Here is a 22866-nt window from a genome sequence, read left to right on the forward strand (position 1 = left end):
AGGCGGGGTGATGCGGGAAGCCGGACTAGCGCCGGCGCATCCGCTGCTTGCGCCGCTTGGCGCGCGGAAAGGCCAGCACCGATGCGCTGTGCTGGACGTGTTGCGGCTTGCGCTTGCCGTCATAGAGGCTCTGCCACGGGAAATCCCGGACCGCCGCCGTCTCGACATCGCCGAAGCCGTTGAACCGGGTCGCCATGGCGGTGCCATAGGCGCCCAGCATGCCGATCTCGATGACGTCGCCTTCGCGGATGTCTGCCGGCAGGTCGTACGGGCCGGGCATGGAATCCATCGAATCGCAGGTCGGGCCGAACAGGCGGAAGGGGGCCATGTCGCCGCCCACTTCGCCGGTCTCGCGCCAGACGCGCATCGGGAAGGGCCATTTGGCGTGCGCCATATCGAACAGGCAGCCATAGGAGCCGTCATTGAGATAGAGCGCGTCGCCCTTGCGCAGTTCGACCCGGGTGAGGATCGAGGTCGACTCCGCGCACAGCGCGCGGCCCGGCTCGCACCACAGATCGGCGTTCTCGAGCACCATCATCTCTTCGAAGGCGGCCTCGATCGCTGTGACATAGTCTTCCAGCGGCGGCGGCATCAGGCCCGGATAGATCGACGGGAAACCGCCGCCGACATCGACGATGTCGACCGTCACGCCGGCCCGCGCGATGAGGCGGCTCGCCTCCATCATCGCGGCGCGATAGGCGGACGGATCCATGCACTGGCTGCCGACATGGAAGCTGATGCCCAGCTCCGCGGCGACGCCGCGGGCCTTCAGGATCAGGTCAGGTGCGTCGAAGGCGCTGGCGCCGAACTTGCCGGCCAGCGGCAGGGCAGAGCCGGCATTCGATACGGCGATGCGCACGATGAGCGTCAGGTCCCTGGCGTGCTCGGTTTCCGTCAGGATCTTGTCGAGCTCGGCTTCGCAGTCGAGCACGAAGATGCGGACGTTATAGTCGAAATAAGCCTTGCGGATCGCATCGCGGCTCTTCACCGGATGCAGGAAAGCCGCGGTCGCACCGGGGCACCGTTCGCGCACCAGCCTCACTTCGTCCAGCGAAGCGACGTCGAAGAATCGGATACCGGCCGCGTAAAGGCCGTCGATGACCCATGGAGACGGGTTCGCCTTGACGGCGTAAAGCGTCTCTCCGGAGAAATTGTCCTGGAACCAGCGGGCCGCTACGGCCAGACGGTCAGGGCGCGCGCACGCGACCGGACCCTCGGAAAGCCGACGGCGGACCAGGTCCAGGGGCGAGTGGTACGTTTCCAACGCACGAGACCCCCTGTGAGGCAGTTAACCCAATCCGGCATCGTCACCTCCGCCGGGAAAGCGGAAATAGGGTTTTCCGGACCCCGTGTAAAGAGGAAAACGATGCGGTACTTCCCTGTCCCTGCACGGTCGGAGCCGTACTCCCTCCCCTTCATGCATAAAGGGGAATGTGACGGGAATGTGCCGAACGTCCGATTGTTCCCCAATTGCCCCGGATGACACAAAACCGCAACCGGTCTGTCGCGTCCGCGTCGCGGTTCTGACACCAAAAATTCATCGCCGTTTTCAGCACTGTGTCGATGGCGGCACGGCCTCAATAGATAAAGAAATTCCAATAACTTAGCCGCCCGCTCCGAGACGGTTCGTGCAGTGTGACATTTCCTTGTCCGGTTCGTGACATGGATGAAGCAGAACCGTCATCCCGGCGTTGCAAATCTCGGATTGTTTCCCGGCGATTTCGCAGGCGGCGCGTCATGGCCGCCGGCGGAGCGTTCCGTTTGCGCCATCAATCCGGGGGACACCCATGCCGCACACCTTCTCTTACAAACGACTCGCGCTGGCCTGCGCGACCGGGCTGCTCGTCGCAGCCTGCTCGCAGGGCTCCAGCATTGAATCGCCTGGCGTCACCAATCCGGGCACGCCCCCGGGTGGCGGCGGCGGTGGCGGTGGCGGTGGCGGCGGCACGGGTGCCGCGCCCTGTCCGACCGGCTTCACCTGCCGCACGGCGGCTGTTGGCGGCAACACGGTTGCCGTGGTCTCCGGCGCGGTTCTGACCAATCTGACGCTGCGCAACGAAACCGGCGTCGTCTATGAAATCGACGGCCGGGTGGACATCGGTTCCGACGTCGGCGCGACCGGCACGGCCGGCGGCACGGCCGCCCGCCTGACGATCGAGCCGGGCGTCACGATCTTCGGCACGAGCGGTCAGGACTATATCGTCGTGAACCGCGGCTCGCAGATCGAGGCCAACGGCACCGCCGCCAACCCGATCATCTTCACCTCGCAGAACGATATCGAGCGCCGCGCGGACAACGATCCGACCAATGACGATGGCGGTTCGAACATCGGCGAATGGGGCGGCATGGTCATCCTCGGCCAGGCCCCGATCAATCGCTGCCGCGACGCGGCGACGCCGGGTACCGCCCAGTGCGAGAACATCGTGGAAGGCGTGACCAATCCGGACGCACTCTACGGCGGTGCCGACACCACCGACAATTCGGGCATCCTGCGTTATGTGCAGGTCCGCTTCGCCGGCTTCGCGATCAACACCCAGGGCAATGAGCTGAACGGCATCACACTGGCCGGCGTCGGCTCGGGTACGACGTTCGAATACGTCCAGGTCCACAACGGTTCGGACGACGGCATCGAATGGTTCGGCGGCACGGTGAACGGCCGCTACCTGGTCGTGACCGGTGCGGATGACGACTCGCTCGACACCGACAACGGCTTCCAAGGCACGAACCAGTTCGTCGTGGTGCGCCAGCGTACCGATGGCGGCGACAATATCGTCGAAGCCTCCTCGGTCGGCCCGGGCGTCACCCCGCTGTCGAATGCCACCTTCTCCAACTTCACCTTCGTCGGCGACCGCACGAATGCCTGGCGCCTGAACACCGGTACGGTCGGCCGCTACGTCAATGGCGTGGTGGATTTCGGCGATCCGTGCTTCCGCTGGGAAGCCTCTGCCGGTGACGGCCAGGCCGGCTTCAACCAGGCCGCCGACCCGCGCTTCCAGTCGGTCCTGTTCGATTGCACGGCGCTCAACACCTCCAACTCCGACGCCGCGGCGGTTCAGGGTGCGGTCAATGCCGATCCGAACAATGTCGTCGGCGCCAACTCGCTGGCCGCGACCTTCTTCCCGGGCCCGGTCGAGAACGGCATGACCGCGATCAACCCGACCTCGGTCAACAATTCCTTTCAGGCCGCCAACTATGTCGGTGCGTTCTCGCCGACCGAGACGGTGACACAGAACTGGGCCGCCGGCTGGACCGTCGGTCTGTTCCCGGCTCCGACCTGCCCGACCGGCACAACGGACTCCGGTTTCGACATCGACGGCACCACGGTTTGCCGCATCACCGGCGTCATCACCGATGACATCCGCCTGACGCGCGGCAATTTCTACGAGATCGTCAACCGCGTGGATGTCGGCATCGATGTCGGCGCCGACGGTACGGCCACGGGCGGCGACGCCGGTTCGCTGACCATCGAATCGGGCGTGACGCTCTTCGGTGACAGCGGCGCGGACTACATCGTCGTGAACCGCGGCTCGCAGATCTTCTCGAACGGCACGCGCGCCAACCCGGTCATCATGACCTCGGAAGCCGACGTGACCAACGCGCCGGGCGACCGGACGGATGCCATCTCCGAGTGGGGCGGCCTCGTCATCCTCGGCCGCGCGCCGATCAATCGTTGCCGCGACGCGGCGACGCCGGGCACTGTGGCGTGCGAAAACATCGTCGAAGGCGTGACCAATCCGGACGCGCTCTACGGCGGTGCGACCGCCAACGACAATTCCGGCTCGCTGACCTACACCCGCGTCCAGTTCGCCGGTTTCGCGATCAACACCCAGGGCAATGAGCTGAACGGTATCACTTTCGCCGGCGTCGGCTCGGGCACGAATGTCGATCACATCCAGGTGCACAACAATTCGGACGACGGCGTCGAATTCTTCGGCGGCGGCGTGAATGTCCGCCACCTGGTCCTGACCGGCAATGACGACGACTCGATCGACACGGACAACGGCTATAACGGCCGCATCCAGTTCGCGATCGTGACGCAGCGGGCCAATGGCGGCGACAACATCAACGAAGCGTCCTCGGTCGCTCCGGGTGTGCTGCCGTCGAACCCGATGGTCGCCAACTTCACCCTCGTGGGTAACCGCACCAATGCCTGGCGCCTGAACACCGGCACGGTCGGCCGCTACATGAATGGCGTGGTTGACTTCGGCAAGCAGTGCTTCCGCTGGGAAAGCTCCGCCGGTGACGGCGTCGCAGGATACAGCCCCACGCTCGACCCGCGCTTCCAGTCGGTCCTGTTCGATTGCGACGGCGGCATCGCCACCGGCAATTCGGACGCGGCCGCGGCCAATGGCGCGGTGAACGCGGACCCGAACAATGTCGTCGGCGCGTCGTCCCTGACCGGCACCTTCATCAACGGTGCCAACGAGACGGCCGTTGTCGCGATGAACCCGAACTCCGTCGATACCTGGTTCCAGGCCACCACCTATGCCGGTGCGGTCCAGAACAACCAGGATCGCTGGTGGGCGGACTGGTCCTGCGGTCTCGAAGCCTCGAGCCCTTGCTGACACCCGAATGCGGGCGGGCCGGAGCGATCCGGCCCGCCTGATACCGGGGTCATCTCTCATCAGATCAAAGGGTAATTCCCATGAGACGCGCACTTTCATTCAGCGGGGCTCTGCTGGCGACGACGATGTTCCTGTCGCCCGCCGTGCTCGCGCAGGAAGCGGAACAGGCGGATACGCCTGAAGCCGCCTCCCAGCCGGAGGACGTCGTTGTCGTCCGCGGCCAATACATCCCGGAGCCGCAGCGCCAGACCGCGCAAGTGGCCTCCTTCATCACGCCGGAAGACCTGACCCGTTCGGGCGACTCCAATGCCGCGATCGCGCTGACCCGCCTGTCGGGTCTCAGCGTCGTCGGCGGCCGGTTCGCCTATGTTCGCGGTCTCGGCGACCGCTATTCCGCCGCTCTGCTCAACGGTTCGCCTCTGCCGAGCCCGGAGCCGCTGCGCCGGACTGTTCCGCTCGACCTCTTCCCGTCGGGCGTGCTCGACACGATCTCCGTGCAGAAGACGTATTCCTCCAACTATCCGGCGGAATTCGGCGGCGGCCTGATCGACCTGCGGACGCTGCGTCTGCCGGCGGAGGGCTTCCTCAACGTGTCGGCCGGGACGAGCTACAATACGTATACGACGCAGAACACCGGCATCTATCACTACGGCTCCGATTGGGACTGGACCGGCTGGGACAATGGTCTCCGTGAAGTACCGCGCCTGCTGCGCGGCTATCTCGGTGGCACGCAGCCGCTTTCCGCCCGCACTGACGCCGAGATCGAAGCGGCCGGCGAAAGCCTGCTGAACTCGCCGATCAGCGTGATCCAGTCGGGCGATCTGCGTCCGAACTCCTCCTTCGGCATCGATGGCGGCAATGCCTGGTATGTCGATGACCTCGAAGTCGGTTTCGTGGCCGCGGCCGGCTATTCCCAGGACTGGGAAACCCAGCGGGCCCGCCGGCAGTTCGTGCTCGGCGACATCATCGGCAACGATTTCACGACCACGGAAACGGCGCTGAACGTCACCGTCAACGGCCTCGCCTCGCTGTCGGCCTCGACGCCCAATCACGAAGTCCAGGCGACGACCTTCTACGTGCACACCACGTCGAAAGAGACGCAGATCGACACCGGGCGCGACTTCAACGCGCAAGGCGCGACCGGTCTGGTCTGGGACGAATCCTCGGGCTGGTACGAACGCGAACTGGCCATGTTCCAGCTGTCGGGCGAACACACGTTCGGCGATCTGGAATTGCGCTGGCGCGGGGCCACCGCCCAGGCGTCCCGCGATGCGCCGTATCAGCGCTCGCTTCGCCGATACATCGATGCGAATGGCGACATCCGCTATTCGGTGGCGAACAACTACTCGATCGCCTTCTCCGACCTGACCGACGACATCACCAGCTTCGGTGGTGAAGCGATCTACACGATCAACTGGCAGGACGGGCGGCAGGTCGAACTGATGGTCGGCGGCGACACGTCCTCGACGGATCGTTCGTACAACTTCACGGCCCTGCGTTTCGCCGGCGGCAATTCGCTGCCCGACGACGTGCAGCTGGCGCGTCCGGACTATCTGTTCTCTCCGGACAATATCGACCCGAACCGCTTCGTGCTTCAGGAAGTCACCACGCCGAACGATTCGTATGCGGCCTCGCTGGATGTGGATGCGATCTTCGCCCAGGCGAATATCGACATCACCAGCTATATCCGCGCCACGATCGGCGTGCGCTACGAAGACGCGACCGAAACGGTCCAGACCTTCGACCGTTTCGGAAATCTGGGTGCGGGCTCGCTGATCGAGAATGAGTATCTTCTCCCGGCGGCGACCCTGACCTGGAATTTCGCGGACGATCTCCAGCTTCGCCTCGGCTATTCCGAGACGATCGCGCGTCCGCAATTCCGCGAACTGGCCCGTTCGGCCTTCTTCGATCCTGAATCGGAGCGTCTGTATCGCGGTAATAGCGGCCTCGTGGACTCCACGATCCGCAACTACGATGCGCGCCTCGAATACTATCTCGGCCGGGACCAGTTCATCACGGTCGCGGGCTTCTACAAGCAGCTCGAGGATCCGATCGAAGAGGTGCAGTTCTCGACCTCGACCTTCGTGTTCGAGACGACCTTCATCAACTCGCCGGAAGCCACGGTTCAGGGTGTGGAACTTGAATACCGCACCTATTTCCAGATGCCGTTCGAGATCGAATGGTTCCAGAACCGCGACTGGCGTTTCTCGATCAACTACACCTTCACCGACTCTGAAGTTCAGGCCGGCGCCAACGATCTGGTGTTCGACCCGATCACCGGAACCCAGCGTCTGGCCAGCCTCTACAATCTGGATGGCTCGCAGCTGCAGGGCACGTCGGAGAATATCGTCAACGCGCAGTTCGGCTGGGAAACCGATGTCGAACAGCTGACGCTGCTTCTGAACTGGGTGGACGACCGCATCCTGCAGCGTGGTCTCACGCAGCCGGGCGCGGAACTGCCGGACGTGATCGAATCGCCGGGCGTTCAGCTTGACCTGAACTACCGCCGCGACTTCGAGATCGACGGGCAGTCCTTCACGCTCGAAGCGGGTGCGCGGAACATTCTCGACGAGGATCACCGCGAATTCCAGATCAACCCGACCATCGGTGAGACGGAATTCAACACCTATGAGCGCGGCCGGACCTTCCAGGTCAGCCTGACCGCGCACTTCTAGGCGATGTGGCAGCCCTCCGGGGTTGTCACAAATCCGAAGAAGAGTCGTCAAAAAACTGAGGCCCGGGCGTCACGAGAGTGACGCCCGGGCGTCATATTTTCCGCGCCGATCAAACGAGGTTCGGCATCGGGTATGGGCACGCCGGTTTCAAAGAGCTGGAGCGGACGGGAGATGGCGGCGCGAGCCTCGCGCTGGTCGGCGCTCGCTGTCGAGCTTGCGCTTCTGGCCGTCATCGCCGTCTTCACCGCGCGCCTGATCTGGCTGGTCATCTTCGGGGCCAGCGCGGCCGACCTCGACATCACGCCGCCGGACCGCGCCCTGCCGGACATCCGCCAGAGCGCCGATCTGTCCGCCCTGCAGTCAGGCCGCCTGTTTGCCAGCCCGGACCGGCCGGTGGCCGTGACCGGCGAGATCGCGCCGGAGACCGCGCTCGACCTGACGCTCTTCGGCGTGCGCCGTGGTCCCGATCCGCAGAGCGGGTCGGCGGTGATCCGCACCGGCAATATCGAGCAGCGCAGCTATGCGGTCGGCGCGGCGATCCAGGACGGGGTGACGCTGGAAGCGGTCTATCCCGACCGGGTCACCATCCGCCGCCGCGGCATCGCCGAGTCGCTCTATCTGCGTGAGGAAGCGCGGCGCAATTCCAGCCTGCCCGCCGCGAGCGTCAGCGATGACGGTAGCGCAGCGGCTGAATTCTGGTCGGCGATCCAGATCGTGCCGGTCTTCCGGGACGGCGGACTCGCCGGCTACCGCCTGACCGAGGCCAGCCGCGCCGATCTGTTGTCGCGCACCGGGCTCCAGGCCGGCGATCTGATCACCGCCGTCAACGGCATAAGTTTCGCGTCCGGCACCGATATCGGGCGCGTCATCAACGAGGTCGGCAGTGCCGACCGCCTCCGGCTCGAGGTCGAGCGCGGCGGATCAACCCAGACCATCGACGTGGACCCGAGATGACACAGTCTGCTTTTCCCCGCCTCATCATCGCGGCGCTGGCCGCGCTCTGCCTTCTTGCCCCGGCCGCCAAGGCGCAGGACGGGCAGGTCCTGAACTACCGCGATGCCGACATCCGCGCGGTGATCGACGATGTCTCCCTCGTGACGGGCTATACCTTCATCGTCGACCCGGCGGTGACGGGCATGGTGACGATCACGTCGCAGACCCCGCTCAGCCAGGACGAATTCTTCGCGGTCTTCCTCTCGACGCTGCGGGTCAATGGCTTCACCGCCGTGCGAACCGCGCCGGGCACGTATCAGATCGTGCCGGACCAGGAAGCGGCCCGGGCCGGCGGCCCGGTCGGCGGGACGGCGAATGGCGACCAGTTCGTCACCGCCGTGATCCGTCTCAATCATGCCAGCGCGCGCGGGGCGGCCGGGGCGCTGCGCCCGATCATGAGCCCGCAGGGCATTGTCAATTCCGTGGATGGCACGAACATCATCATGTTGGTCGACTACGCCGCGAATGTCGACCGGGCACGCGGCGTGATCGCCGGGCTAGACCGCGACACCTCGGTCTATGAAGTCGTGACGCTCGCCAATGTCGGTGCCAATGACATGGCGCAGATCATCGAGGGCATGGGCACGCGCGGCGGATCGGGCGAGGACGGGATCTACGGCGTGACCGTGGTTCCTGTGCCCTCATCGAACTCCGTCCTTCTGCGCGGTGACCGCGATGCGGTGGCGCGGATGCGCGAACTGGCGCAGCAGGTCGATGCGGTCTCGGTCTCGACACAGGACTACCGCGTCGTCACGCTCAGCCATGCCGATGGCGCGACGCTCTTGCCGATCCTTGAAGGCATATCCGCCCAGCTGTCCGGCGGAGAAGGGGCTCCGGCCTCGACGATCTCGGTCGCCTTCCACGCCCAGACCAATTCGCTGATCATCAACGCCCCGCCCGACGCGCAGCGTCAGCTGGAATCGGTGATCCGTCAGCTCGACGTGCGCCGCCCGCAAGTGCTGGTCGAAGCGATCATCGTGGAAATTTCCGACACCGCCGCGCGCGATCTCGGCGTTCAGCTCCTCCTGTCGGGTGACACGGATGGCGACGCGCCTTTCGTGATGACGCGTTATCGCGGGGTCAATCCGGACCTTCTGGCGATCGCCGGGGCACTGACCGTCGGCGAGAATGACGAGAGCAATCCGGCCAACCCGTCGCTGCGCGATCTGGCGCTCGCCTCGCTGCTCAATGCCGGCGGCGTGACGGCCGGCTTCGCGGGCGAGGACGGGAATGGCAATATTTTCGGCCTGATCCTCAACGCGCTGCAGGCGGACGTGAATTCGAACATATTGTCGACGCCGTCCATCCTGACGCTCGACAATCAGGAAGCCTCCATCCTCGTCGGTCAGCAGATCCCGATCACGACGGGCGAAGTGCTCAGCTCGAACAACAACAATCCCTTCCGCACGATCGAGCGGCAGGACGTCGGCGTGCAGCTGGAAGTCCGCCCCCTGATCAATGACGGCGACACGATCCAGCTCTTCATCCGTCAGGAAGTGTCGAGCGTGTTCGGCACGGTCTCGAACAATTCCGACGAGCTGATCACCAATCAGCGCGAGATCGAAACCACGGTGCTGGCCGACAATGGCGAGATCATCGTGCTCGGCGGCCTCATCCAGCGCGACGAGCAGGAAAGTGTCAGCGGTGTACCGGGGCTGTCGCGCCTTCCGGGCGTGGGCCGCCTGTTCCGCAGTGAGGGCCGGTCGGCAAGCCGCACCAATCTTATGGTTTTCATCCGCCCGACGATCATCCGCAGCGCGGCCGACATGCGCGGCGCGACGGCGGAGAGCTATGCGCGCGTGCGCACCGGCGCGTCGGCCGTGCCGCCGCAGATCAGCGAACTGGAAGCCATCGCCGACATGATCGCCTCGGCCCCGGCGGGTACGGCGACTCCGGCGCAGTGATGAACATGCAGACCGCCACCCAACCGGAGGCTGGACGGATCAGCTACGGTTTCGCGCGCGACAAGGGTGTCGCGCTCATTCCGGGCAATCCGCCGGTCTTTGCGATTCGCCGCGGTGCGGACCCGTTCGCGCTGATCGAGGCCCGGCGGGCGGCAGGCTATCCCTTCCCGGTGCGCGAGATGGACGCGGCCGCCTTCGACAAGGCGCTGACCGACATCTACGCCTATGAGGGACTCAAGGATGACGGGCTCGGCAGCGAGAACGAGGCCGAAGACCTGTCGCGGATCATCGACGAGATCCCGAAGACCGAAGACCTGCTCGATGCAGCCTCCGACGCCCCGATCATCCGCCTGATCAACGGGCTGATCGCGGAAGCGATCCGCACGCATGCATCCGACATCCATGTGGAGCCCTATGAGGACCGGGTGGCGGTGCGCTACCGGATCGACGGCGTGCTGTCGGAGACCGCCTCCCTGTCGCCGCGCGTCGCCCCGGCGCTGGTGTCGCGGATCAAGGTGATGTCGCGGCTCGACATCGCTGAAAAGCGGGTGCCGCAGGACGGGCGCCTGACCCTGTCGCTCGGCGGGCGGGCGGTGGATGTGCGCGTCGCGACCCTGCCGTCGCGCTTCGGGGAACGGGTGGTGCTGCGCCTCCTCGACAACGAACAGGCGCGCCTCGGTCTTGAAGACCTCGGCATGACCGGTCAGCAGCTCGCCGACCTCCGCAAGGCGCTGGCACAGCCCAACGGTATTGTGCTCGTGACCGGCCCGACCGGGGCGGGCAAGACGACGACACTCTATGCCGGTCTGAACCTCTTGAACGGGCCGGAGCGCAACATCCTGACGGTCGAGGATCCGGTCGAATACGCCATCCCCGGCATCGGCCAGACACAGGTGAATACCAAGGTCGGAATGACGTTCGCGGCGGGGCTGCGCGCCATCCTGCGCCAGGATCCGGACATCGTGATGGTCGGGGAAATCCGCGACGGCGAGACCGCGCAGATCGCGGTGCAGGCCTCGCTGACCGGTCACCTCGTCCTGTCGACCGTCCACACAAATTCCGCGGTCGCGGCAATCACGCGCCTGAAGGATATGGGCGTCGAGACTTTCCTGCTCGGTTCGACGATCACCGCCATCGTCGCGCAGCGCCTCGTGCGCCGGCTCTGCCCGCATTGCCGTGAGGCGCGCCCGGCCACCGAAGCCGAGCTCGACGCCATGGGTCTGCCGCGAACCGAGGCGGTCACGCTCCATCACCCGCGCGGCTGCGGCCACTGCAAGGGACTTGGATATTCTGGCCGGGTCGGCCTCTACGAGATCGTCACGGTCGACGAGACGCTGCGCGGCATGATCCACGACAATGCGCGCGAGCGGGACATGGCGGCCCATGCCTTCCGCAACCGCCAGACGCTGTTCCAGCATGGGCTCGACCAGGTGCGCGCCGGGGTGACGAGCCTGGAAGAAGTGCTGCGCGTCTGCCGCGAGGACGGAGAGCATCATGCCGGCCTTTGAGTATGAAGCGCTCGACGGGGCCGGGAAGAAGGCCAGGGGCTATCTGACCGCCGACAGCGAAGTCGCCGCACGGCGCGAGCTGCGCCGCCGCCAGCTGGCCCCGCTGAAGGTCGCCCGCGCCGCCGGTGATGCGGTGCGCAAGAGCGGCGAAGCGCGGTCGCGCAAGGCGCTATCGAAGCGCGAGTTGATGCTGGTGACCCGCCAGCTGTCGAGCCTGATCGATGCCGGCATGCCGGTGGAAGAGGCCGTGGGTCTCGTCGCCGGGCAGGTCGATGCGCAGGCGATGCGCCGCGTGCTGACCGATCTGCGTTCGCGCGTGATGGAGGGCGAGCGCCTGTCCGACGCGATGGCGGCGCATCCCGGCAGCTTCCCGCCCGTCTACCGCGCGATGGTCGCGGCCGGCGAGATGTCGGGCGGGCTCGGGGCAGTGCTCGACCGGCTCGCGGACTATCTCGAACAGGCCGATGCGGTACGCCGCAAGCTGCAGGCGGCGCTGATCTATCCCGCCGCGTTGTCGGTCACGGCGATCACGGTCGTCTCGGTCCTCCTGATCTTCATCGTCCCGAGGCTGGCCGAACAGTTCGACGGGACGGGCGTGACCCTGCCGGCGCTGACCCGATTCCTGATCGGGCTGTCGGGGTTCCTGCAGGCGAGCTGGCCGATCCTGCTGGCCGGGATCGCGGTTCTGGTTCTCGGCGTGCTCATGGCGTTGCGCCGTCCTGCCGTGCGCGAGGCACGCGACCGGATGGTGCTGCGTGTGCCGGTTCTGGGCTCGACGATCCGCAAGTCCGAGGCGGCGCGCTTTGCCCGGACGATGGAAATCCTTCTGAAATCCGGGGCGCTGCTTCCGGATGCGCTGAAGGCTGCTCGTCGAACCGCAGGCAATGCCGCCATCGCGGACCGCATCACCAAGGTGGGCAAGGATGTCGAGTCCGGCCGGGCCCTGTCCGACGCGCTCCGGGCCGCCGGCGGGTTTCCGCCGCTCCTCGTCTACATGGTCGCGGCGGGCGAACGTTCCGGCACGCTGGGTGACATGTTCGGCCGCGCCGCAGCCCAGGTCGAGCAGGAGCTGGACGGGTCGATGACCGTCTTCCTGAACCTGCTGGAGCCGATGATCATCGTCATCATGGGGGTGATCGTGACCGGCATCGTCCTGTCCATCCTCCTGCCCATTCTCCAACTCAACACACTGGCCCTCGGATGATGGAGGCCCCTTTGAATACACGTCTTCCCGAACACGAAGCCGATCGCCGCAAGGCGGGCTTCTCGCTCCTGGAGCTGATGGTGGTGCTGGTCATCATCGGTCTTCTCGCGACCATCGTCGTGATCAACGTCCTGCCGAGCCAGGACCGCGCCATGGTCCAGAAGGCCCGCGCCGATATCGCAACGCTGGAACAGGCGGTCGAACTCTACCGGATCGAACTCCTGACCTATCCCTCCACGGATCAGGGGCTCGAAGCGCTGACCGAGGCGCCGGCCGATCCACGCTTGGCCGCACGCTTCCGCGAGGGTGGCTATATCCGCCGCCTGCCGAACGATCCGTGGGGCAATCCCTATCTCTACCTGCAGCCGGGCGAGCACGGGACGTACGACATCTACACGCTCGGGGCTGACGGCCGTCCGGGCGGCGAGGGGCAGGACGCCGATATCGGCAACTGGATGGAATGACGCCGCACCGCGCCTCCCCAAGGGCGGGCTATTCGCTCGTCGAGGTCATGGTCGTGCTGGCCGTGGTCGCGCTGCTCGCCGGAGCGGCGGCGCTGACGCTGCCGTCGGGCACGCCGGCGGCGCAGCGCGCGGCCGACCGGCTGGCGCTCGACCTGATGCGGGCGGAACGCGCGGCGATCACAAGCGGCGATTTCATCGGCCTGACCGTCACGGGGGAGGGGTATGCCTTCACCCGCTTCGATGGCGAGACTTGGCAGTCGGGTGAGCCCGGCGGGCTGCGTCCGGTGAGGCTCGGCGACGAGGTCCGACTTCTGACCGAGTCGGAAGGGGCGCCGGCCTACTGGTTCGACCCGACCGGGGTTAATGGCGCCGCGCGCTTCGTGCTCGACGACGGCGAACACCGGGTCGCGGTGGCTTTCGCCAATGGCGCGGTCCGGATCGAAGGCGAGGGCGCGTGATGGCGTCGAAAGCCGGCTTCTCCCTGATTGAGCTGCTCGTCGCGCTGGCCGTCCTGTCGATCGCCGGAATGGCCCTGCTCAACGCTGTCCAGACTTCGACGCGGACGACCGCCGTGCTGGAATCGCGTGGTATCGCGCAGATCGCGGTGGACAATATACTCAACGAACGCCTCGCCCGGACGGGCGCGCTGGCTGAGGACAGCGGGACCTACGAAATCGCCGAGCGGGCCTATGACTGGTCGCTCGAGATCGAGGCAACGACGGACGAGGCGCTCGCTCGGGTCACGCTCACCCTGACCGACCTGGCCGATGGCCGCGAGGCCGCGCGGCTCGTCACCTTCACGAGGCGGCAATGAGCGCGCGGGCGGGTTTCTCCCTCGTCGAGGTGCTGGTCGCGACCTTCGTGTTCGCGGTGATCGCGGCGGTGTCGGTCGGGCTCCTGATCTCTTCGCTGAATGCGCGCGAAGTGAACGAGACGCGGATTGGTGCGCTGGCCGAGATCGACACGCTGCGCACCCTTTTGCGCGATGATGCGGGGCAGGTCGTATTGCGTCCGGTGCGAAGGGCTGATGGCCGGGTTAGCCCGGTGACCTTCGCGGGGTCGATCGACGGCGTGCCCGGCGCGGAGGCCGCACGCGGCGAGACGGTCATCCTGTCCCTGACGCGGCGCGGCTGGGCCAATCCCGGCGGGGTGCAGGCGCGCAGTTCGCTGCAGCGGGTCGACTATTTGCTGGCCGGTTCCCGGCTCGACCGCCGCGTGACGACCTATCCCGATGCCGCACCGGCGACGCCGGTTTCGCGCCGCGCCGTGATTGGCGAGAGCGAAGGGATTTCCATCGACTTCCTTTACGGCACGCAGTGGATGCCGCGCGCCGAGGCGCGCCCGGGCGAGGCCAATCCGGTCATGCCAACCGCGATCCGCCTGCGCTATGTCCACCCGGCGCTGGGTCCGCTCGAACACATCGTCCGCCTGCCGGAGGAGGCCGCATGAACGCCTTCGGCTCCAGACGCGGCACGGCGCTGATCAGCGCGCTGGCGGTGGTGGCGGCGATGTCCGCCGTCGCGGTCGAGCTGACCGGCGATCTGCGCGTGTCCATCGCCCGCAGCGGCAATATGGCGGCGCGCGACACCGCCTACTGGTACGCGCAGGGCGCGCGCGACTATGCCGAGGCGCTGATCGAGCGCCACATGTCCGAGGACGCGCGTGCCTTCCGGCCTGACGCGCCCTGGCTGACCGGACCCATCGTGTTTCCCGTGGACGGCGGCCGTCTCGAAACCCAGCTGCGGGATGCGCACAACTGCTTCAACCTCAATGCGCTGGTCCAGCCGCAGGACGCTGAGGCGGAACGCCATGCCGGAGAACGCTTCCGCGGCCTTCTGACCGCGCTTGGCCTGCCGACCGGCGAGGCGGAGCGGATCGCCGCGCAGACGGCTGACTGGATCGACGCCGATGCCAGTCCGCGCGCCGGCGGGTCGGAGGACAGCCTCTATATGGGCCTTGCCTCGCCTTACCGCGCCGCCAACACGGCGATGGTCGAGGTCGAGGAGATGCGCGCGCTGGCGGCGATGACGCCGGAGATGTTCGCGGTGATCGCGCCGCATGTCTGCGCTCTCCCGGAAGCGGAGCTGCTGCCGCTCAATCTCAACACGCTGAGGCTTCAGGACGCGCCGCAGCTGGCGGGTCTGTTCGAGGGCCGGTTGTCGCTGTCGCAGGCGGAAGCCGTGCTGCTGCGCCGGCCGTCGGGTGGCTACGGGGATATCAGTGCCTTCTGGAACGATCCGGTGATCGCCGCGCTCGGCGCACCGGGGTCGGCCTTGTCGCGCGTGACCACGACTTCGAACTGGTTCGAAGTCCGGGTCGACGTGATCCTCGCCGAGGGGCGGTTCTCGCTCGATGAGACGGTCGAGGCGGGACCGCGGCAGATCCGCCGCATCAGCCAGCGCTTCGGGAGTTTGCCGGGATGAGCCGCGACCTGATCATCCGTTTGCCGCGCCCCGGCGGGTCGCGCGTGCCCTGGACGGTCGTCGACCGGGACAGCGGCGAGATTGTCGCCGATGGCCTGCTGGTCGGCGACCGTCCGCCGCTCGACGGAGTCACGCGCGCCCTCTATCTCGCGCCGTCGAGCGACCTCCTCTGCCGTATGCTGACCTTGCCGGCAAAGCGCGACAGCGAGGCGCGGCAGGCCGCCCCGTTCGCGATCGAGGACGAGCTGGCCGGTCCGCTGGAAGACACCGAGATTGCCGTGGGGCCGCGCCGCCCGGACGGGACCCGGATCGTCCATGCTGCCGACCGCACGCTGATCGAACGCTGGCGCCGGATCGCGACGGCCATCGATGTGCGGCCGGCCTGGCTGCTGCCCGAAGCCATGGGCCTGGAAGCGGAGGCTGGGGATCTCGTTCTCGCCGACGAAGACAATGATGTTGTCTTCCTGAACCGGACGGGATCCGGTCCGGCCTTCGGACGGATCGAGGCGGAGCCCTCGGCGCTGCTCTTCCCGGCCCTGTTCTCCCGGCTCCGGCCCGAAACGGTGTCGATCACGCCGCGGATCCGGCTACCCGGCCTGCCCGCGGGCGAGACGCCGAAGACGATCCACGCCCTGCCGGCGGTGAATTTCGCGATTGCCGCCAGCCGCCTTGACGATGCGGACCTCAAATTCCTGCCGGCCCTGCTGGGAAGCCGGCATTCTGCCGCGACCGATTGGGCCGGGCTGGCCGCGCCCTTCCACCGGGCGGGCGTGCTGGCGGCCGCCGCGTTCGTCCTCTTCCTCGGCTTCAGCCTGGGGGAGGGGCTCTATCTGCGCTCTCAGGCCAGTTCGCTCGATGCGCGCGCCGAAGCTGCTTTCCGCAGCGCCTTCCCGGACGTGAACCGGGTGGTGAATCTCGATGCGCAACTGCGCCAGCGCCTGGCCAGCGTGTCGGGCGGAAGCGGGTCCGACTTCCTGCGCCTTGCCGCCGGATTTGCCGCGCTGATCGAGGGCGATGAAGCCTTCGCGGTCGAGGCGCTGCGCTATGACGCGCAATCGGGCGCGCTCAGCGTCAGCGCGACCTATCCCGACTTCGCCAGTTTCGAAGCCTTGCGCGACCGCGCGCTCGAAGCCGGGCTGATCGTCGAGGATCAGGGCGCGCGGCAGGACGGCGCCATCGTGCGCGGCGAGTTCAGAGTGAGGGCGGCGCAATGAACAGGCTTGTCAAACCTCTCGCCGAGTACTGGGCCGGGCGCACCTCGCGCGAGCGCGGGCTTGTCGCCGGGCTCGGTATTCTCCTGCTGGCCGCGCTCCTCTGGTACGGGCTGATCGCACCGCTCAGCGCCTGGCGCGGCGAAAGCCGGGACCTCTACACCGCCTCGGTCGAACGCTATCGCAGTGTCGAGGCGGGCATTGCCCGCTACCAGTCGGCCAGTGCGGGCGCGACGGCGCAGCTCGGCGGCGACCAGCCGGTTCGCACCATCGCCAGCGCGCGCGCCCGCGTTCACGGCGTGACGATTGCGCGGGTGCTGCCGGGCGATGACGGCCGGCTCAATCTCTGGGTCGACCAGGCCGAGAGCGCTGCGCTGATCGACTGGCTCGCCGATCTCGACCGGCAATACGGCATCGCTGCCACGCGGATCACGGTCGAGCGCGAGGACGGCGGTTTCGTTTCCGCGCAGATGATCCTGGAGCGCGCCTCATGATATCCCGCACGGCACTCGGAATGGTCTTCCTTCTGCTGCTGATTGCCGCACTGGTGGTCTTCATGCCGCTTCGCGCCGTCTCCGCTGTGACGGGTGTCGGCCGCGATGCCGCCGTGTTCGGTTCGGTCTGGAATGGTCACGCCCAGGGTCTGGCGGCCGGGCCGCACCGTCTCGCGAATGCGGATCTGTCGATGCGGCCGGCCGGGCTGCTGACCGGGCAGGCGGTGTTCGACTGGACGGTGGAAGACCCGGCGCTGCGGGGCAGTGGCCGGGCATCTGCCGGGTTCGGGTCGCAGCGCCTGAGCGATGTGCGCCTGACGCTGACCCCGGCGGCCTTCGTGTCGCTGCCCGGCGGTCTGATATCGCCGCAGGACGCCGCCAGCGTGATCGCCGAGCGGGTCGTGTGGCGGGACGGGCAATGCGCGGAGGCCGAAGGCCGGGTGCGAAGCGACGCGCTCTATGCGCTGGGCCAGCGTCTCGGCGCGGACCTGCCCGCGCTCGACGGCGTGCTGGCCTGCCGCGAGGGCGCGCTGGCCATCCTTCTTTCGGGCGAAGCGGATGATGCGTCCGTCAGGGCCGACATCCTGTTGACCGAAGGCAGGGCGCGCGTGACCGCCCGGGTCGAGACGCAGACGCCGGAGGTCGCCGCCGTGCTGCAGACCAACGGCTTCACCCTGGCCGACGGGATCTGGACGCTGACCCTGCCGGGGGCGTGACGCGGTGCGGCGGACCGGACCGGTTCTGGCGATCTGCCTTCTGGCCCTGACGGCCTGTTCGGAAACGCTGCGCCCGCAAAGCCGCACGCCCTATGTCAGCCTGCCGCCGCAAGGCAGCGCCGAACGCGGCCTGCCGCCGCAAACCCTGCCGCCCGGTGATTGCGGGGTCTTCCTGTTCACGCGCGAGCGCATCCCGGTCTTCGTCCTGTTCGATCATTTCGACGCCGGCCTGATCCGGGTCTGGTTCGACAACGAGATCCGCCATGTCACAGTCGATCCAAGGCGCGATCCGCCGGGTCTCGGTACCGAATACCGGCGTCAGGTGACGGTCGATGGCGAGACGATCCTGTTCAGCGGCGAGATGGTCGCGCCCGACGGCTCGGGTGCGACGATCCCCGCCGCCACGATGCACCGTACACTGAATGACGGGTCCGAAGCGGTCGTGCCACTGTCGGGCATCTGGCTGTGCCAGCCGGCCGGAAACTGACTCCGATCCAAGCTTGTCACGAAACTGTTGCGCGGCTAGGCGAGAACCCCGAAACGGGCAAACGGGCCAGGATGGACATGACGGACACCGCGCCGGCACTGGAAATTCGTGACGTGACAAAGTCCTACGGGGCAATGCGCGCCATCGAGAACGTCAATTTGACGGTCAACAAGGGCGAGATGGTCGCCCTCATCGGACCGTCGGGATCGGGCAAATCGACGCTTCTGCGCTGTGCGACGGGTCTCGTCGTCGCCGACGAATCGTCCGGACCGATCACCATTTTCGGTGACAAGGTCCAGGAAGGCGGCAAGCTGTCGGCCAAGGTGCGCCGTGCGCGATCCCGCGTCGGCTTCATCTTCCAGCAGTTCAACCTCGTCCGCCGGATCAGCCTGTACAAGAACGTATTGCTCGGCGCGCTTGGCCGGATGCCGACGCTGAAGGGCGCGATGGGCAGCTTCTCGACCGAGGACCGCCGCAAGGCGATGGAAGCGCTGGAACGCGTCGGCGTGAAGGACCATGCCGGCAAGCGCGCGTCCGACCTGTCCGGTGGTCAGCAGCAGCGCGGCGCGATCGCGCGCGCCATGGTGCAGGGCGCCGAAGCGATCTTTGCCGACGAGCCGATTGCCTCTCTGGACCCGGTCTCGGCGCGGCGCGTCATGCGCCTGTTGCGCGACCTCAACCAGGAGGACGGCATCACCGTCGTGGTGACGTTGCACCAGGTCGATTACGCGATGAAATATTGCGACCGTGCCGTGGCGCTGAAGGCCGGGCAGGTGATCTACGACGGGCCGATCGGCGGGCTGGGCCGCGACCGTCTCATCGAAATCTATGGCGACGAATACCGCGACGTGATCGACGAGGAAGGCGTGCCGGCATGATGACCCGTTTCCTCACCGCACTAGTCGCGCTTGTCACCTTCGCCGGCCTCGCCGCCGCGCAGGACGAGCGCGAAACCATCGTGTTCGGCGTCGTGGCGACCGAGCAGTCCGAGAATGTGCTTCACCTGTGGGAGCCCTTCGTCGAGGACATGGCCCGCGACACCGGGTTCAATGTCGAGCTGCGCTCGGCCACCGACTATGCCGGCGTGATCGAAGCGATGCGTGCCGACCAGGTGCAGGTCGCCTGGCTGACCAATGCCTCCGGTCTCGAAGCCTCGCGCCGCGCCAATGCCGAAGTGTTCGCGAAATTCATCTATCCCGACGGCCAGCTCGGCTACCGTTCGATCATCATCGTGCCGGAAGACAGCCCGATGCAGGATATCGAAGACCTGCTGGTGTGCGACGGGACGGTCAATTTCGGGCTGGGCGATCCGCTTTCCACCTCCGGAACGCTGGTCCCGCAGGCCTATATCTTCGCGGATCGCGGCATCGACCCGCAGACCTGTTTCAACCAGGTCACCAGCGCCAGCCACGAGCAGAATCTGCTCGCCGTGGCGAACGGTCAGCTGGATGCGGCGACCAACAACACCACCAATATCGACCGCTTGGAGCGCGCCCGTCCGGATGTGCTGGAACGGGTGCGGACGATCTGGCGCTCGCCGCTGATCCAGACCGACCCGATCATGTGGCGTACCGATCTGTCGCCGGAGACCAAGGCGACGATCCAGGAATTTTTCCTGACCTATGGCTGGCGCGGCGATGCCGAACAGCGCGCGCATGAGCAGGCGGTGCTGCGCGAGCTGGAAATGGGCGGCTTCCTGCCCGCGACCAACGAGCACTTCCTGCCGATCATGCGTCTTGAACTGACGCGCGATCTGGCCGAGGCGCGGTCCGATCCCGATCTCGACGAGGCCGTGCGCGCCGAACGCATCGCGGCGATCGAAGCGGAAATGGCCGAACTGAGCGAGCGCGAACATCTTGTCGCCGCGCGCGACCTGTCCGCCGACATCGCGATGGCGCGCCGCGAGATGGTCGCCAACCCGGACGGTCCGCAGGACCAGGTGACCAATCTGGTCACGACCTATCTGCAGGACTCGCCGCGCCCCGAGGGCCGCGCCGCGCAGATCAACCGCCGTCCGGAGACCGGCCAGATTGGCCGGATGATGATCGGCCTGATCGTCGGCCTGATCGTCGCCATCGGCCTGTTCGTGACGTCGAAGCCGCCGAAATATTCGCCAGCGCGGATGCCGTCCGACCGGATTATCGACGCGGCGATCTGGGGCGGCCTCGTCGGCCTGCTGGTCTGGAGCTTCTGGCCCGCGGAAGTGTTCAAGCTGCCGCTGCTGGCGGAGAATGCCGACCGGATGGGCGAATATGTCGCCGGTTTCGCGCGGCCCGATTTCTCGGAAGCCGGAAACTATCTGCGGCAGATCGTGGTGACGGTGCAGATCGCGCTGTGGGGCACGTTCTTCGCGGTGATCCTGGCGATCCCGCTCGGCCTCTTGGGCGCGTCGAACATCGCGCCGTTCTGGATCCGCCGCCCGGTGCGCTGGGTGATGGACGGCCTGCGGGCGATCAACGAACTGGTCGTCGCAGCGGTGTTCGTGGCCGCGGTGGGCCTCGGCCCCTTCGCCGGTGTGCTGGCGCTCGCCTTCCACACGGCCGGTGTGCTCGGCAAGCTGTTCTCCGAAGCCGTCGAGGCGATCGAGGAAGGCCCGGTCGAGGGCGTGCGCGCCACCGGTGCGGGGCCGCTGAACGAGGTGACCTGGGCAGTGATCCCGCAGGTCATTCCGCTGTGGGCGTCCTATGCGCTCTACCGCTTCGAATCGAACACGCGTTCGGCGACCATCCTCGGCCTGATCGGCGCGGGCGGTATCGGCCAGGTGCTGTACGAGAACATCCGCAGCTTCGAATACGGCAAGACCGCCGTGGTGATCGGCATGATCATCATCGCGGTGACGCTGGTCGACATGATGTCCCAGGTGTTGCGCAAGCGCCTGATGTAATCCGTCTACGGAGAGCTTCGCTGTCACAGAACTGACAGCGAAGCTTCACACTTCACAAAAGCTTCGCCGAACCGTCATTGAACTGCGGCGGAAGCGTCATACCTCCGCGCCCGGATTGTCGCGAAAGCTTTGCGTGGTTGTCACACAAGGCCCGCGGCGTACGAGAACCGGACGCTTCGCATGTTTCGCTTTCCCCTTGGACTGACCGCACTCGCCCTTGCCGTTTCGGCCCCCGCCGCCGCCCAGGACGACAGCGGTTTCGAGATCGAATTGCGCGGCCGGCTGCTGCTGGACATCGCGAAGATCGACGAGGACTTCACCGGCCTCAACGACGACTACAGCGACAGCCAGGTGCGCACCGCGCGCATCGGCGTCGAGGGCGGCTGGCGCGACTGGTCCTATGTTGCCGAGGCGGATTTCGCCGGCGATTCGGTGTCGCTGAACGACGTGTCTGTGTCGTGGTCGCGCGACGGCTTCACCTTCCGCGCGGGTCATTTCCGTCCGCCCAACTCGATCGAGGCGATCACGTCCGGTCGGTTCACCACCTTTCTGGAGCGGGCGCAGGCGACGGACGCCTTCCGCTATGTTCGCCGTGTCGGGGCGACGGTGGCGCGCGCCGGAGGGAATTACACGCTGACCGGCGGCGTGTTCGGCGGCACGATCGGCGACGATTCGACCGGCTTCCACATTTCCGACGCGATGGTGGTCGCCGGCCGCGCGACCTTCCTGCCGGTGCAGAGCGAAGACCGCTTCGTGCATCTCGGCGTCCATGCCCGCTATTATGACGAAGGCGACGATGGCAGCGAATCGCTGCGCCAACGGGCCCGTCCGGGCGTGCGTATGGCCGACCGCTATGTCGCGGCGAACCCGGCTGGCGAAACCGCGACCCTGCTCGGCGTCGAGGCGGCCTGGATCGAAGGCCCCTTCCACGCCCTCGTCGAGGCAGCAGTGGAAGATGCCGAAGGCGGCGAAGCCGTGAACACGGCGGCGCTGACTGCGGGCTGGTTCATCACCGGCGAGCAGCGCGCCTACCGGGCCTCCACCGGCGAGTTCCGCCGCACCGCGCCGGCGCGTCCGGTCACCGAAGGCGGCATGGGCGCGTGGGAGCTGGCCTTCCGGGCCGACCGCTTCGATGCCGGTGTCGATGGCACGCAGACCGCCATCGCCTTGGGGCTGAACTGGTATCCGGCCGAGACCGTGCGCGTCATGGTCAATGCGATCCATGCCGAGGCCGACGGCGCCGGTGCACGCTTCGGCGAGGGCGAGATGAACGCCATCCAGGCCCGCTTCCAGGTCGACTGGTAATAAAAAATTCACACGCAACCGGCCGCCCGGGCG

19 protein-coding genes are annotated in these 22866 nt (G+C 66.8%); 18 read left to right on the forward strand and 1 reads right to left on the reverse strand.

Annotation, left to right across the window (positions count from 1 at the left end):
* Nucleotides 1-25: 25 nt before the first annotated feature.
* Entirely contained in the window at nucleotides 26-1264 is a 1239-nt protein-coding gene (locus L5876_RS07060; protein WP_236955461.1) for a type III PLP-dependent enzyme, read from the reverse strand.
* A gap of 523 nt (nucleotides 1265-1787) precedes the next feature.
* On the opposite strand from L5876_RS07060, the gene L5876_RS07065 reads away from it, so the two are divergent.
* From L5876_RS07065 to L5876_RS07150, 18 genes are all read left to right on the forward strand, one after another.
* Nucleotides 1788-4565 carry a hypothetical protein gene (locus L5876_RS07065; protein ID WP_236955462.1) on the forward strand — a complete coding sequence of 926 codons (2778 nt, stop codon included), beginning with the start codon at nucleotides 1788-1790 and terminating at the stop codon, nucleotides 4563-4565.
* A gap of 80 nt (nucleotides 4566-4645) precedes the next feature.
* Nucleotides 4646-7240 (forward strand): TonB-dependent receptor domain-containing protein, encoded by a 2595-nt coding sequence (locus tag L5876_RS07070; RefSeq protein WP_236955463.1) that lies wholly within the window; start codon nucleotides 4646-4648, stop codon nucleotides 7238-7240.
* A 171-nt stretch (nucleotides 7241-7411) separates the two neighbouring features.
* The gene (locus tag L5876_RS07075; RefSeq protein ID WP_236955464.1) at nucleotides 7412-8194 is read left to right on the forward strand and encodes a type II secretion system protein N; all 783 of its coding nucleotides are present in this window, start codon (nucleotides 7412-7414) and stop codon (nucleotides 8192-8194) included.
* A complete protein-coding gene (gene gspD / locus L5876_RS07080) occupies nucleotides 8191-10137 on the forward strand; it encodes a type II secretion system secretin GspD (protein WP_236955465.1) in 1947 nt (648 codons plus the stop codon). Before L5876_RS07075 ends, gspD begins: the two co-directional genes overlap by 4 nt.
* 5 nt (nucleotides 10138-10142) lie before the next feature.
* A complete protein-coding gene (gene gspE / locus L5876_RS07085) occupies nucleotides 10143-11645 on the forward strand; it encodes a type II secretion system ATPase GspE (protein ID WP_236955466.1) in 1503 nt (500 codons plus the stop codon).
* On the forward strand, nucleotides 11632-12849 hold the full coding sequence (gene gspF / locus L5876_RS07090) for a type II secretion system inner membrane protein GspF (RefSeq protein WP_236955467.1): 1218 nt from the start codon (nucleotides 11632-11634) through the stop codon (nucleotides 12847-12849). The genes gspE and gspF overlap by 14 nt, the downstream gene beginning before the upstream one ends.
* Nucleotides 12846-13313 carry a type II secretion system major pseudopilin GspG gene (gspG, locus tag L5876_RS07095; RefSeq protein ID WP_370469063.1) on the forward strand — a complete coding sequence of 156 codons (468 nt, stop codon included), beginning with the start codon at nucleotides 12846-12848 and terminating at the stop codon, nucleotides 13311-13313. Before gspF ends, gspG begins: the two co-directional genes overlap by 4 nt.
* The gene (locus tag L5876_RS07100; RefSeq protein WP_236955469.1) at nucleotides 13310-13771 is read left to right on the forward strand and encodes a GspH/FimT family pseudopilin; all 462 of its coding nucleotides are present in this window, start codon (nucleotides 13310-13312) and stop codon (nucleotides 13769-13771) included. The genes gspG and L5876_RS07100 overlap by 4 nt, the downstream gene beginning before the upstream one ends.
* The gene (gspI, locus tag L5876_RS07105; RefSeq protein WP_236955471.1) at nucleotides 13771-14127 is read left to right on the forward strand and encodes a type II secretion system minor pseudopilin GspI; all 357 of its coding nucleotides are present in this window, start codon (nucleotides 13771-13773) and stop codon (nucleotides 14125-14127) included. Before L5876_RS07100 ends, gspI begins: the two co-directional genes overlap by 1 nt.
* On the forward strand, nucleotides 14124-14762 hold the full coding sequence (gspJ, locus tag L5876_RS07110; RefSeq protein ID WP_236955473.1) for a type II secretion system minor pseudopilin GspJ: 639 nt from the start codon (nucleotides 14124-14126) through the stop codon (nucleotides 14760-14762). The genes gspI and gspJ overlap by 4 nt, the downstream gene beginning before the upstream one ends.
* Nucleotides 14759-15736, forward strand: coding sequence for a type II secretion system minor pseudopilin GspK (gene gspK / locus L5876_RS07115; protein WP_236955474.1), 978 nt, complete (start codon nucleotides 14759-14761; stop codon nucleotides 15734-15736). The genes gspJ and gspK overlap by 4 nt, the downstream gene beginning before the upstream one ends.
* Complete coding sequence (gene gspL / locus L5876_RS07120; protein ID WP_236955475.1) at nucleotides 15733-16950, forward strand: type II secretion system protein GspL; 1218 nt, start codon at nucleotides 15733-15735, stop codon at nucleotides 16948-16950. Before gspK ends, gspL begins: the two co-directional genes overlap by 4 nt.
* Nucleotides 16947-17441 (forward strand): type II secretion system protein GspM, encoded by a 495-nt coding sequence (gene gspM, locus L5876_RS07125; protein ID WP_236955476.1) that lies wholly within the window; start codon nucleotides 16947-16949, stop codon nucleotides 17439-17441. The genes gspL and gspM overlap by 4 nt, the downstream gene beginning before the upstream one ends.
* Nucleotides 17438-18157, forward strand: a complete 720-nt coding sequence (gene gspN, locus L5876_RS07130; protein WP_236955477.1) for a type II secretion system protein N — start codon at nucleotides 17438-17440, stop codon at nucleotides 18155-18157. Before gspM ends, gspN begins: the two co-directional genes overlap by 4 nt.
* Before the next feature lie 4 nt (nucleotides 18158-18161).
* Nucleotides 18162-18644 (forward strand): hypothetical protein, encoded by a 483-nt coding sequence (locus tag L5876_RS07135; protein WP_236955478.1) that lies wholly within the window; start codon nucleotides 18162-18164, stop codon nucleotides 18642-18644.
* Between the two features lie 77 nt (nucleotides 18645-18721).
* Nucleotides 18722-19522 (forward strand): phosphonate ABC transporter ATP-binding protein, encoded by an 801-nt coding sequence (gene phnC, locus L5876_RS07140; RefSeq protein WP_236955479.1) that lies wholly within the window; start codon nucleotides 18722-18724, stop codon nucleotides 19520-19522.
* Complete coding sequence (gene phnE / locus L5876_RS07145; RefSeq protein ID WP_236955480.1) at nucleotides 19519-21528, forward strand: phosphonate ABC transporter, permease protein PhnE; 2010 nt, start codon at nucleotides 19519-19521, stop codon at nucleotides 21526-21528. The genes phnC and phnE overlap by 4 nt, the downstream gene beginning before the upstream one ends.
* Nucleotides 21529-21708: 180 nt before the next feature.
* Nucleotides 21709-22833 carry an OprO/OprP family phosphate-selective porin gene (locus L5876_RS07150; protein ID WP_236955481.1) on the forward strand — a complete coding sequence of 375 codons (1125 nt, stop codon included), beginning with the start codon at nucleotides 21709-21711 and terminating at the stop codon, nucleotides 22831-22833.
* Nucleotides 22834-22866: the final 33 nt, after the last annotated feature.

Source organism: Hyphobacterium sp. SN044 (genome assembly GCF_021864465.1).
GTDB lineage: Bacteria > Pseudomonadota > Alphaproteobacteria > Caulobacterales > Maricaulaceae > Hyphobacterium.

What these genes read in the sequence shown, in the direction of transcription:
- L5876_RS07065 (WP_236955462.1), top strand. Translation starts at nt 1,788, where the DNA reads ATGCCGCACACCTTCTCTTACAAACGACTCGCGCTGGCCTGCGCGACC.
- L5876_RS07070 (WP_236955463.1), top strand. Translation starts at nt 4,646, where the DNA reads ATGAGACGCGCACTTTCATTCAGCGGGGCTCTGCTGGCGACGACGATG.
- L5876_RS07075 (WP_236955464.1), top strand. Translation starts at nt 7,412, where the DNA reads ATGGCGGCGCGAGCCTCGCGCTGGTCGGCGCTCGCTGTCGAGCTTGCG.
- gspD (WP_236955465.1), top strand. Translation starts at nt 8,191, where the DNA reads ATGACACAGTCTGCTTTTCCCCGCCTCATCATCGCGGCGCTGGCCGCG.
- gspE (WP_236955466.1), top strand. Translation starts at nt 10,143, where the DNA reads ATGCAGACCGCCACCCAACCGGAGGCTGGACGGATCAGCTACGGTTTC.
- gspF (WP_236955467.1), top strand. Translation starts at nt 11,632, where the DNA reads ATGCCGGCCTTTGAGTATGAAGCGCTCGACGGGGCCGGGAAGAAGGCC.
- gspG (WP_370469063.1), top strand. Translation starts at nt 12,846, where the DNA reads ATGATGGAGGCCCCTTTGAATACACGTCTTCCCGAACACGAAGCCGAT.
- L5876_RS07100 (WP_236955469.1), top strand. Translation starts at nt 13,310, where the DNA reads ATGACGCCGCACCGCGCCTCCCCAAGGGCGGGCTATTCGCTCGTCGAG.
- gspI (WP_236955471.1), top strand. Translation starts at nt 13,771, where the DNA reads ATGGCGTCGAAAGCCGGCTTCTCCCTGATTGAGCTGCTCGTCGCGCTG.
- gspJ (WP_236955473.1), top strand. Translation starts at nt 14,124, where the DNA reads ATGAGCGCGCGGGCGGGTTTCTCCCTCGTCGAGGTGCTGGTCGCGACC.
- gspK (WP_236955474.1), top strand. Translation starts at nt 14,759, where the DNA reads ATGAACGCCTTCGGCTCCAGACGCGGCACGGCGCTGATCAGCGCGCTG.
- gspL (WP_236955475.1), top strand. Translation starts at nt 15,733, where the DNA reads ATGAGCCGCGACCTGATCATCCGTTTGCCGCGCCCCGGCGGGTCGCGC.
- gspM (WP_236955476.1), top strand. Translation starts at nt 16,947, where the DNA reads ATGAACAGGCTTGTCAAACCTCTCGCCGAGTACTGGGCCGGGCGCACC.
- gspN (WP_236955477.1), top strand. Translation starts at nt 17,438, where the DNA reads ATGATATCCCGCACGGCACTCGGAATGGTCTTCCTTCTGCTGCTGATT.
- phnC (WP_236955479.1), top strand. Translation starts at nt 18,722, where the DNA reads ATGACGGACACCGCGCCGGCACTGGAAATTCGTGACGTGACAAAGTCC.
- phnE (WP_236955480.1), top strand. Translation starts at nt 19,519, where the DNA reads ATGATGACCCGTTTCCTCACCGCACTAGTCGCGCTTGTCACCTTCGCC.
- L5876_RS07150 (WP_236955481.1), top strand. Translation starts at nt 21,709, where the DNA reads ATGTTTCGCTTTCCCCTTGGACTGACCGCACTCGCCCTTGCCGTTTCG.